Origin of the sequence: Sodalis-like endosymbiont of Proechinophthirus fluctus (assembly GCF_001602625.1) — a bacterium.
GTDB lineage: Bacteria > Pseudomonadota > Gammaproteobacteria > Enterobacterales > Enterobacteriaceae.
This window is the reverse complement of the sequence record NZ_LECR01000090.1, coordinates 44,393-54,345: the sequence shown is the minus strand read 5'-3', so window position 1 is coordinate 54,345 and position 9,953 is coordinate 44,393. Positions and strand designations below refer to the sequence as shown.

Annotated in this window: 8 protein-coding genes and 2 pseudogenes; 5 read left to right on the top strand and 5 right to left on the bottom strand. The window is 49.0% G+C overall.

The features are described from left to right. Positions 1-428: 428 nt before the first annotated feature. From BG74_RS08910 to hutC, 4 genes and pseudogenes are all read right to left on the bottom strand, one after another. Positions 429-614 carry a hypothetical protein gene (locus tag BG74_RS08910; RefSeq protein ID WP_066597943.1) on the bottom strand — a complete coding sequence of 62 codons (186 nt, stop codon included), beginning with the start codon at positions 612-614 and terminating at the stop codon, positions 429-431. Positions 615-1,583: 969 nt separating this feature from the next. After that, a pseudogene (locus BG74_RS21005) lies at positions 1,584-2,624 on the bottom strand (LLM class flavin-dependent oxidoreductase). Positions 2,625-2,726: 102 nt separating this feature from the next. Beyond that, positions 2,727-3,119: pseudogene (locus BG74_RS14410) on the bottom strand (type 2 periplasmic-binding domain-containing protein); the annotation flags it as partial. Positions 3,120-5,538: 2,419 nt separating this feature from the next. Beyond that, positions 5,539-6,285 carry a histidine utilization transcriptional repressor HutC gene (gene hutC / locus BG74_RS08905; RefSeq protein WP_066597942.1) on the bottom strand — a complete coding sequence of 249 codons (747 nt, stop codon included), beginning with the start codon at positions 6,283-6,285 and terminating at the stop codon, positions 5,539-5,541. Positions 6,286-6,733: 448 nt separating this feature from the next. Here hutC and BG74_RS19935 point away from each other — a divergent pair, with 448 nt between their 5' ends. From BG74_RS19935 to BG74_RS15015, 5 genes are all read left to right on the top strand, one after another. Further along, on the top strand, positions 6,734-6,943 hold the full coding sequence (locus BG74_RS19935) for an aldehyde dehydrogenase family protein (RefSeq protein WP_204376384.1): 210 nt from the start codon (positions 6,734-6,736) through the stop codon (positions 6,941-6,943). Positions 6,944-6,960: 17 nt separating this feature from the next. Continuing rightward, positions 6,961-7,158, top strand: coding sequence for an aldehyde dehydrogenase family protein (locus BG74_RS19105; RefSeq protein WP_066597941.1), 198 nt, complete (start codon positions 6,961-6,963; stop codon positions 7,156-7,158). A 982-nt stretch (positions 7,159-8,140) separates the two neighbouring features. Then, a complete protein-coding gene (locus BG74_RS14395; protein ID WP_187202840.1) occupies positions 8,141-8,413 on the top strand; it encodes a hypothetical protein in 273 nt (90 codons plus the stop codon). Next, positions 8,414-8,587 carry a hypothetical protein gene (locus BG74_RS15020; protein WP_204376372.1) on the top strand — a complete coding sequence of 58 codons (174 nt, stop codon included), beginning with the start codon at positions 8,414-8,416 and terminating at the stop codon, positions 8,585-8,587. A 360-nt stretch (positions 8,588-8,947) separates the two neighbouring features. Next, complete coding sequence (locus tag BG74_RS15015; protein ID WP_256364257.1) at positions 8,948-9,259, top strand: ABC transporter permease subunit; 312 nt, start codon at positions 8,948-8,950, stop codon at positions 9,257-9,259. A gap of 472 nt (positions 9,260-9,731) precedes the next feature. Here BG74_RS15015 and BG74_RS19930 read toward each other — a convergent pair whose 3' ends face one another. Next, positions 9,732-9,902 carry a PQQ-binding-like beta-propeller repeat protein gene (locus BG74_RS19930; RefSeq protein WP_187202839.1) on the bottom strand — a complete coding sequence of 57 codons (171 nt, stop codon included), beginning with the start codon at positions 9,900-9,902 and terminating at the stop codon, positions 9,732-9,734. Positions 9,903-9,953 lie beyond the last annotated feature (51 nt).

The following is a 9,953-nucleotide window of genomic DNA, read 5'->3' as shown; positions in this document are numbered from 1 at the left end:
TCGCATATTCACAAACGATTACCCCGACCTCTGGATACGACGTCAGCACAGCAGCCGGTGCACGGTGGCCAGTACTTTTTACTCCTGCTCGTACCGGGTCGGCACCTTACTTTGCTGGTTCATGCACAATAGCTACTTAACCTCGCCACCCGCCGCCATGATGACCCACGGCAGATTCTAGCTGACGTCAATGGATACCAGGTATTCCTCGCGCAGCGCTTCACTGTCGGAGACCATGATACCGGCATGCTGGCCCCTGGCCCGCCGGCAGGATGCGCTCGATAAACGGGATTTTCAGTATCGCGGAGGAGAGAAACGGCACCTAAGCATAGGCGCTTAGCGTCTGCTGAACTCCAGAAAAAAGCAGCAGCTGGTGGTAATACTGATCCCGAGCACCACCAATTCGTCGATGGTGGTGTAAAAGGCGACTAACGACGTGTGGGGGGATCGCTGGTGATCACGTCCGCGGGACTGACGCTGCGCATTACATGAAATTGCACCGGAAACGGCCAAGTATGAGGTATGGATGATAACCGTTCAAAGATGGTGTCCAGCAAGATAATGCCGATGAGCAGCCCATGCATCATCCGGATGACGCTACGGCCGGTGTTCACGGTGTCTCTCCCGCCGCTGTGCTAGACCCTGCCAGCGCAGAGTGCCAGTATCATCGATGCCTAATAAATCCAGCGCGCGACGCTGTAAGTAACCTGCCCGGATTGAGGCTGCTCGTGGTGCGCTGTAATACCACCTGCGCGCACGCGCAGTCGGGGTGTTTCTTGACCAGTATCAGCTACAGGAAAAGGCCTTGACGTCGCAGGCCAAAACTTGTGCGCCTCGGAGAGGTTATGGCGCTGCTGGCTATCGATACGCTGTATTGTGCATTAAACCATCTATTTTATGTTGCAGTAATTGCAATAGGTATGTATTGCAAGCGCCTTGCTATTGGTTAGTCTGGCACTTGGTGATAATGTTCACCGCGTCGCGGCCGGGTCGCACTATACGCCGATTAGGGAAGCCTTGATGGGTAACGCCATACCTCTCAGGTCCTCGACAAAACGTCAACATATTATTTATATTTGGTATCTTAAGTATGATAGGACGGAATTTGCGGCAATACAGCCCAAAGCAGCGCCCGGTTGACCAGGAGACGTGAAGCTGTGCGATTAAGGGAAAAGCGCCACGCAAGGGAGCAGGCACGAGGTATGATCATGCGGGTGTTCCGCTTTACACTATATTATTACCATGTTATTACCATCTGGGTAGGTTGCGGCACTTTGAATGAGACGATAGCTAGCGGTGAATATAAGGAACTTTAATAACGTTAAATAGGAAATTTATATTTCATATATAGACATTAATTTGCACTTCTTGTTTCTATCCAAGGGGAACGGGCTTGAATGGGCCCCTTAGACCGATTCACTACTAACACAGTATTCACTTGGCGTGTCATCTCTCGCCTAAAAGACGAGTCTGCTGTCCGATACAGCATAATGCTAGGCGGCACATCTGGCGATCGTTTTACAAGGAGCACTACCCCACCAAGCTATGGCGATGAGTTGTCCTCGGCTATGGAAGAGGTACAATTAACCAACGCCGGCGCGCCCGGGTACGAAGTCATTAGTGACTGCTTCCCATTGGGGTTGCTCCACCTGCGGTAGCGGAATGTTTGGCACTCGTACATCGAGATGAGGGAAACAATAACTCATTCACCATGTACATTTCTTTCAAGTGGGGATAATTTGATAGGATAAGGATGTCAATACCCAGTTCGACATACTCCTGCATCCGTACAGGCTATGGTAGGACCATCTCCTGCCATAGCCTGTGCCCGCGTTGCTGCGCACGGGGGAGGGCCCCATGCCGGCCCACAGATTGGGGCTAATTTCGAGCTGATCACGGCGGGGGCCCCGCCGTGTAATGCGGCCATGCGCCGTTGGCTAACGGAATTGGTGTTGGCAAACGCCAGATGGGCTTTAGCGATGGTGGCATCATTGATGCGGGCAATGAGCCGGTCAGCGGCACGTATCATGCTACTTCGGTAGTCTCGCGCACGATGATATGTAAAAAGATACTGAACTGGACTTACCCACCTTTTGGGTAGCGGCCAGCGTTCGTACGCCATCGATTTTTTCTTTCACCAGCGGCTAATGTCTCTTCTGAAGAACTAAAGCAGCGGACGCGGCTGCTGCACCGGCAACGCGCGTCTCTAAACATGGATGAATTCCGTGGATTCCACATAGCGCTTGCCGGTGGTCATGAAACACGCCATCACAGACCAATTCTTCTGGATTGATACCGGTAATCAAATTTAACAGCGCGCGGTCATTGGACAAGAAATCGAGCGTGGCCGCCTGGCGCTCTGCCTAGGCGGGTGAAATTATGTCGGGGTGCAAACCTACCAATAAGCGTAGGCGCTGCGTCACTGGGATAAGCGAAGTCGCCGCCAGTCAGGCATCTTTGCAAGAGCGTCTCGTCGGGATCAGTACGCCGCCAAAGCCGAGTCGATCTGCCACTTGGGCAATTTGTTGCAAATAGCTGTGATCGACCGGATGCGCACCTTCGGCAGTGCCGAGATAGTGGCCGCCACCGTGGGTAGGTAGAAGTCAGAATAGGGATAAGCTCATGTGTTTCTCCTTAGTGATGGGCTGGCGGAGCGCCAGCCCAGATTCAGCTATCGATGGCGACCTTCACCAGCATCAAGTGATTAGCTAAAGGTCAGCGGTTTACTGCTGACGAGCTGCCGTTTGCGCGCTGATGGGTATTATCGTCATGGGCAGGCGGTAGTGGTAGTCAAGAAAGAGGGCGATCACCGATCTGGGCAGTCCAAGGGTGTGTCGACCAGAAAATCGACACTGGCGTCACGGTCGCTGCAGGTAAGAGTTTGTCCGCCTGGCTAAATCGTGCTAGCACGTCGCTGACAAACGGGACATAGGACTGTGCAAATTCGCGCGGCGCTAGGTAGAAAGAGTTAGTCAGGTTGAGATCGCGCCCGTCGGTCAACACCCGCACATTTCCCTGCAAACAGAGCGGCAGAGTAGTCAGGATTCCAAATGGCCCAAGCAATCTACATTACCCTACTGGAAGGCAGGGCAGGCGTCCGCTGGTGTTAGATAAATGGGAGTGTTTCTACAGTAGACGGTGCTATTTTGCCAATATCATACTGACTGACTCTTTCTGATAACCTATCCTGAAATTTTCAGGGCGCCTCAGGGGCTCCACCGTTGCGCTGCCTATCATAAGGGGTTTTAGCGCTGTCGCCCATAACTTATAAGCCAACCTGGGGGAGATAACGTTAGTGAAAGACGCCTGTCGAGTCGACTCCGGCCTGGCCTACGGCGCTGTCCCAGTAGGTATATATCAATTCGGCTGATAATCATCCTGTCTATGCTCCTCCTTAGGCTTGGAGATGATCCGGTTGTCGACCGACCGCTGTCAAGAGTGATTAGTGTGTCAGTCATAGCTTAGGGAGCTAAATAAAAATATGGCTATAACTTACCATAATTAAACTATAGCTGATGAGCCCTTGACGGCGATTGGTTAAGATTAAGGGGGAAGGAGCTACATGTCAGGATGAGGCAGGTCGCTAGCCGCCGCTCCGGGCATGGTATCAAAATAGGGGAAGAAACTCACGATGCTGTCCGCAATGGCGCCAGCGGTATTTTCTGCCGGAAGGCGGTCGTGGCCTAATAACCATTCCTCTTCCGGGTTTTAGTGATAAATGAGGTCTCCACCAATAACGAAGGAATGGGCGGGGATTTTAATACGGTAAACGTCGTCTACTCGGTAGTTTGAGTATGCAAGGTGTGTACAGGCCACAATGTGCTTAACATACGCTTTCCCAGCAGAAGCTATTATCGATCGCTTTCCCAGCAGAAGCTATTATCGATCTTATCAGTTTGGACTAGATAAAACAACGCCTGCTAGAGATAATTCTCTTCGGGGCCGCATGGTTGCCGCTTACGAAATCCATGGCATTCTCCTTTTGTGAGAAATAACGTGCCATAGTGCTACTGGCTCCTCGGGTAGAAAACGCGAAAACCGACGCGCCATTGGCGGGAATGGCTAGTGTAGTCATCGGCATGGATGGACATGAACAGATCGGCTCCATGCTGATGGGAATACCACAAGCTGCGCCAGCGAAATAAAGTAATCTGTATCGCTGATCAGGTGAACCTGGATATGTGGGATAACGCGCCAGCAACGCGCGTATGTGGTGGGTAATTTCAAGCACCACATGTTTTTTCTTCTGATTACGCCTAGCCGAAACCGCGCCGGAATCGATCCCGTCGTGGCCGAAGGTCGAGTATCACCTGCTTGATTACATCTGCTGGTCTTCTGTGGACCGAAGCTAAAGCGCGTAGCGTTTTATAGCGTTTTTATAGCGTTTTTATCACGCTTTGCGCTGCTACGTTGGCCCTTTCCACTCTTAATAAAGACATCGCGCCATGCTCGTGAGTAATAACAAGTGTTACGAGCTGCAAAAAAAGTGTTGTTAAGGGCTTAATGCTATGTTCTGACTCGAACGAGAAAATTTATTGTATAACACTTTATCAGCACAATGGGCTTCAGCCGACCAGGTCTTGGCGCTTAAGGGAAATTTCCCCGCTGGTGATAACCGAGGTGGAGCAACAGCTTCCAAATCCTGCAACGCCCGAGTCAACATGGCTTATTGTTCGGTGAGTTCCAGATTGGCGATAACAGGGAGATTGTTAATTTCGGATGACAAGGTGAATAACGGGGAATTATGGGTAATTATGGGGAATGTCTATTTTTTCAGATTATAATGTTTTATCTCTTGAAGATAAAGAGATGGCCAATATCAATGACGGGATTCACGGCGAACCAGGTCCGATAATCAGTCTACGCCCTCTTGACCTAGTTAAAGAAGTAGCTGATTTTTTTTGGTTGACGATATCATCTAGGTGGTGCGCGGATAGCGCGGATAGGTATAAAAGGCCGGTACTAGTAGTATAATAATGGCGCCCGCCTCGGTCAGGGATACTAGGGTGCGCAAATAGCCCAAATGCAGTCAAGAAAGCCTGTGAAGGTGTGCCGATCAACATCGCCGCTTCTAGCAGCTTGCCCATTTTCTCCGTCTTTTCACGATAGAGGGCCAAACAGTTCTGGGGTGTCGCAAGACAACAACACAATTCGCTATAGCTGATATACATCACCTGGTGATATAAGACAACGTACTCGATAGCCTCGGGGGTTGTCAGGGGTAATGTCCGCTTTGGCCGCCGACTATAGACGCCAGATTACTCCATTAACGGCAAAAAGTCCCCGTCCCCGGCCTCAATGCCAGTCACTTTAGCGAGTTGATCACGGCTACCGTACACATTCTTCACCATGGGAAACCTTCACCATGGGAAACGCGGTGCTTTTCACTTTTTTTTAAACAGGATGGACTAAGCCCATTTTATTCTGCGCCTGTTGAATTGATGGTGGCCAATTCGTGAAACGAGTTAATCTCCTTTTCGACCACCACAGATCGCCGTATTCTTCAAATCGAAGAATAAACTCCCTCATGGCTAGACTCTATCTGTTTTTGATATTGAATGAAGAAGACGTGATGCGGCGGCTCGGCCGAGCTTCATGGGAACTACGCAGGCGATAACGGTCTCCCGGATAAAGAAAACGGCTGCGGGTAACAGGAACGCCGTCGCGCCAGGTAGATCGATCGAGCAGCAGGCAGGGTTGCCCGGCATCGATTTTTAAAAGTAGCTGGATTTCATTGTTCGCCCGTACGGCGCGGATCATATTGTCTACTGTAGTATTACGCAACAATAAACTGTGGGATGGCTGGATCGTAAAATTCTGCTCCAGATAGCCAGGTGCTTCGGCAGCGTTAACAAAACGATCTTCTAATTGGATAGGCGTGCCGTCTTCGAGATGCAATAGACGTGAATGGTAAATATCCTGCCCGGAGGGCAGAGGCAACATACTGCGCAACGGGCTCTCTGGCGGCAGCACCAGATGGGAAATTACCTGGCAATAATGCACACCGCCATTCTGGGCGATTTCTTCGGAAATATTGGACAAGGTAAATACCACGCGTTGCATACGCGGCCCCACGACAAAGGTTCCGCGCCCTTGAATGCGGATCAGCACACCTTCCGCTTGCAGCTCGCGCAGCGCTCGCCTGACGGTCAAACGGGATACGCCAAACTCCTCGGCTAGCTGCTCTTCCGACGGTATTTGAAAGTCGCTTGGCCATTCTTCAGCCTCGATACGACGGTCAATGGAAATTTTGATTTGCTCATACATCGGCTGGTCATTAGTCATTTTTTTACTTCTTAAGTGATATCATTTTTGTTAAAAAAATATGGTAAATATTATATTTTTTATAATATAAAAAATCTAAATATATTTTATTGCATGTTTAATCTAAATTATAGCGTTCATTTCACGCCACCGTCAGCTTTTTATCTACATTTTTGTATACTTTTATCACTTTTACTTGTCTGTACCATACCTTTTCCATTGACTTTACATGCCAAATTTTTTCTCTGAAGGGGAGAGAACTACGTCTGCGAACGCGCTACACCTTGTCCATGTATATACTGGCGGAGAATGGCTACCGCCTTCATCTGGGCGCTATTTCGATACCGTTGATCCGTACACGGCCAAACCCCGTGGGCGTGGGTCGTCCCCCCAGAGGGAATAAAGACGACGCTTGCCGGGCCGTTGAAATCGCCCATCAGGCGTTCAAAACGACGATCCCACGGGCTGCATTCTCTACCGTTTTGCCGAACTTATCGAAAGCCACGCCGACCAGCTTGTCGAGCTTGAAGTCAGGGACAATAGCCGCCTGCTGGAGGATATGCGTCACCAAATCCGTTATATCCCTCACTGGTATCGCTATTACGCTGAGCTGGCCAACAAAATTGAAGGGATGGTGTATCCCTGCGATAAACTGGCCCTAAGCCTATCTCGTCACTAGCCCCTAGGGTTTTTTGCGTGGGCATCCTCCTGCCCTGGAATGCGCCGCTGTTGCTGTTTTCACTGAAAGCCACGCCGGCGCTAGCCTCTAGTAATAAGCTGATGATGAAGCCAGCGGGGCATACGTTGGTCAGCGCTCTGAAGTTAGTGGAATTAGTGGCGCAGGAGTTCGTTAATTATATTCTCAGCCATTACGTCCACATCTCGCCTTCGTGACCCACAACCTTTATGCGCCGGCGGTGAAAAAATATCACCATCCATCCCGGTATCCCGGTCGATTTCAAATATGCCAGTCTGCTGGTGAAATACGATACTTTTAAACACTTTTATTTGCTTGACCAGCAGAAGGTAACTGAACATAATCATAATGGCAGCAGAGTATCAATGAAATGTTGATGTAATAAATTTTGCGCTGCGGGTCAAGTAGTACGAGTGCGTTTTTCCGGTGAGTCCTGACGTTTTACTGACAGGTATAACATGGAGAAATTAAATGTGAACAGCGTGAGTGATAACGTAATGCAGGTGAAGGGTATCGTTAAGCGTTATGGACATGCTATTGTGGTGAATGGTGTCTCTTTTGATGTAAAACAAGGCGAACTTGTGTCTTTTCTGAGGCCGAGAGCGTCTGTGGTAAAATCATCATGTTACGTATGATAGCCGGGTTTGTCGATCTGTCAGGCGAAACGATTAATGTCCATGGCTGCGATGTTACGACCTACATCCGAAAAAAATAGAGGATTCCCTGGGAGTTGTCGGTTTGGCGGGCTGTGAATCGCGCCTGCCCAGGTGGTATCTCTCGAGGAAACAGCGCGTCGCTCTAGCGCGCGTTGGAGTTGGAGCTGGAATTATTATTGATGAATGAGCCGCTGAATAATCTGGATCGCGCGCTGCGCGCCACGATGAGGAACGAATCAAAGAGCTGCAAGGCAAGAGAAAATGAAGACGTTGTTATACAACATGCACGATCAGGAAAAGCCTAGTCTATGTTGAATCGTGTCGTCATCATGAATAAAGGCAATATCGAGCAAGTTGCAGCATCCCATGAGCTATATAGATCGCCTTGTAGCCCTATTTTGTAGCCGATTTATTTAGTATTACTAATTTTCTAGAAGGATTTTTGGTCGATTATACTCTGAGTGCGCCGAAACACTGCAGTTTCAGTCCGGATTGACCATCCGCAGCCGTCAGTTAGTACCGTTTGCTGGAGAGGGCGCGTATTATGGCGCTGTTGTTCCCGGAGCGGACTAACCTGTTGACCGAACGGCCCATCAATGGGGACAACATGCTCAGCAGCTTGATCGTTTTTTCCAAATATTACAGCTCGGTGTCGCGCTATAGCGTGCAACTTACCCAAGGCAATGTGTTACGCGCGGAAGTGCATCACTTTAATAAGGTTCATCACAATGGTTTCCCGGTTTGGTTGATCGATCTAGGCTATTTGCGCATTATTCCATTTGACGGGGAGCACTAGATGCTGCGAAAACTCGATCCCTCCCTATTACCGGTCCTCATGATTCTGGCGATTTTCGCCGTATTGCCGATGCCTTGGGTAATCCGCACTAGTTTAAATGGTTCCGTAAACGCGGCGATGTCGGTTTCGGTTTACGGTTTCAGCTATTACGTGAAATTTCTCAGCAGGCAGTAGTATTTGATAAATACCCGTAGTTCTAGTTGAAAATCGCGTTTCTCGCTACTGCTATTTCCACCGTGTGCGGCTTATCCTATATCGCTGTATATCGCTATAAGCAGCGGCCTGCAGCGCAGTAATATTACTATCCTTTCACCATTGCCCATTTGCTCATCGTCCTAGTGATGTTAGTGTATGACTAGATTATTATCTTTCTCAGCGGTGGGTTAATTAATTCGCTGATGATCGCCTTACATGTCTATCAGCAGTCAGTAATCTATATATGTAGGATATCAAATAGATAGTGATTTTTATTTATATTGGCATCACTTATATAGTATTATCACTGGTGGATTCGATTGAAAAATTAACCAATTTTTGGAAGAAGCGACCCAAAATGTGGGCTCTGGCCCGTGGAAATCGTTCTGGAAAATCACATTTCAGCTTACCATGCCTGGCGTGTACGCCGGAATGAAGATTATATTTCCCCTGAACTTCTCCACCTTTTCGATGCCTCTAATGATTGGCAACAGTAACATGCAGATGCTGGGGTTGATTATTTACCACAATGCTTTGTTGAATAATGACCTTCCGCTTAGATCGGCATTATCAGTCATTATGAGCCTGGTCAACGCCGCGGTGATTATCGGGCTTATTTTCCTGTTCAACAGGCTGTTTTTCGTAAGCTAGAGACGGTGCGATAACACAGTTTGATATACGGCGCTGCGGTCCGCAGCTTTTCACCTTCTTATTGATATTTTTCCTGTTTTTTTCAATTATTTTACCCTGCCGGCGATTCGCATCGGTATTTTTTCCAATGTGGTGCCGTGCTTTATATTGTCCTAGAACGACTCCCCTATTTCATTGTTTCTATCGCTGCCAGGTTGGATGCTGTTACCGGTCGAGGTCTATTTTTAATATTAAATTTTAATATGACGCGGTGAGCCGCGACATTAGCCAGCGCGCTTATCTTGATCTCTCTCATCGTTATGGTGATTATTGACCTGGTCTCCAGTTTGAGACGCGTTTTTCGTCATTAACGGCGCTAAAACCGCAATATTCCCCCTGAGGCTCCGGCGCGTGTGGGTAAGGTATCTCTGGAAGGGTGGCCGTTATCCGACAAGTTGGTGAGGATCGCCTCGCCAACCGTTCGCCGCTATAACTATGTATTGCTTACCGTTAATCTGATATGACATCGGCAATCTGATACGACATTGGCATCGCCTATACCCCCTTTAGGCAGACGTGCTTGCCACACTATTTTGCCGGTGTGTGCGTCGATGGCGCACATATAATTGTCCGCAGTGGCGCTGATAAAGACCGATTCCGCCATTCGTCACCATATTTGCCGACAATATTGAAAATACCGGTGGGCAACGGCAGG

Bases quoted from the DNA above. Each gene is read 5' to 3' on its own strand.
- hutC (WP_066597942.1), bottom strand. From the start codon at position 6,285: ATGACTAATGACCAGCCGATGTATGAGCAAATCAAAATTTCCATTGAC.
- BG74_RS15020 (WP_204376372.1), top strand. From the start codon at position 8,414: ATGCTGCGAAAACTCGATCCCTCCCTATTACCGGTCCTCATGATTCTG.
- BG74_RS19930 (WP_187202839.1), bottom strand. From the start codon at position 9,902: ATGGCGGAATCGGTCTTTATCAGCGCCACTGCGGACAATTATATGTGC.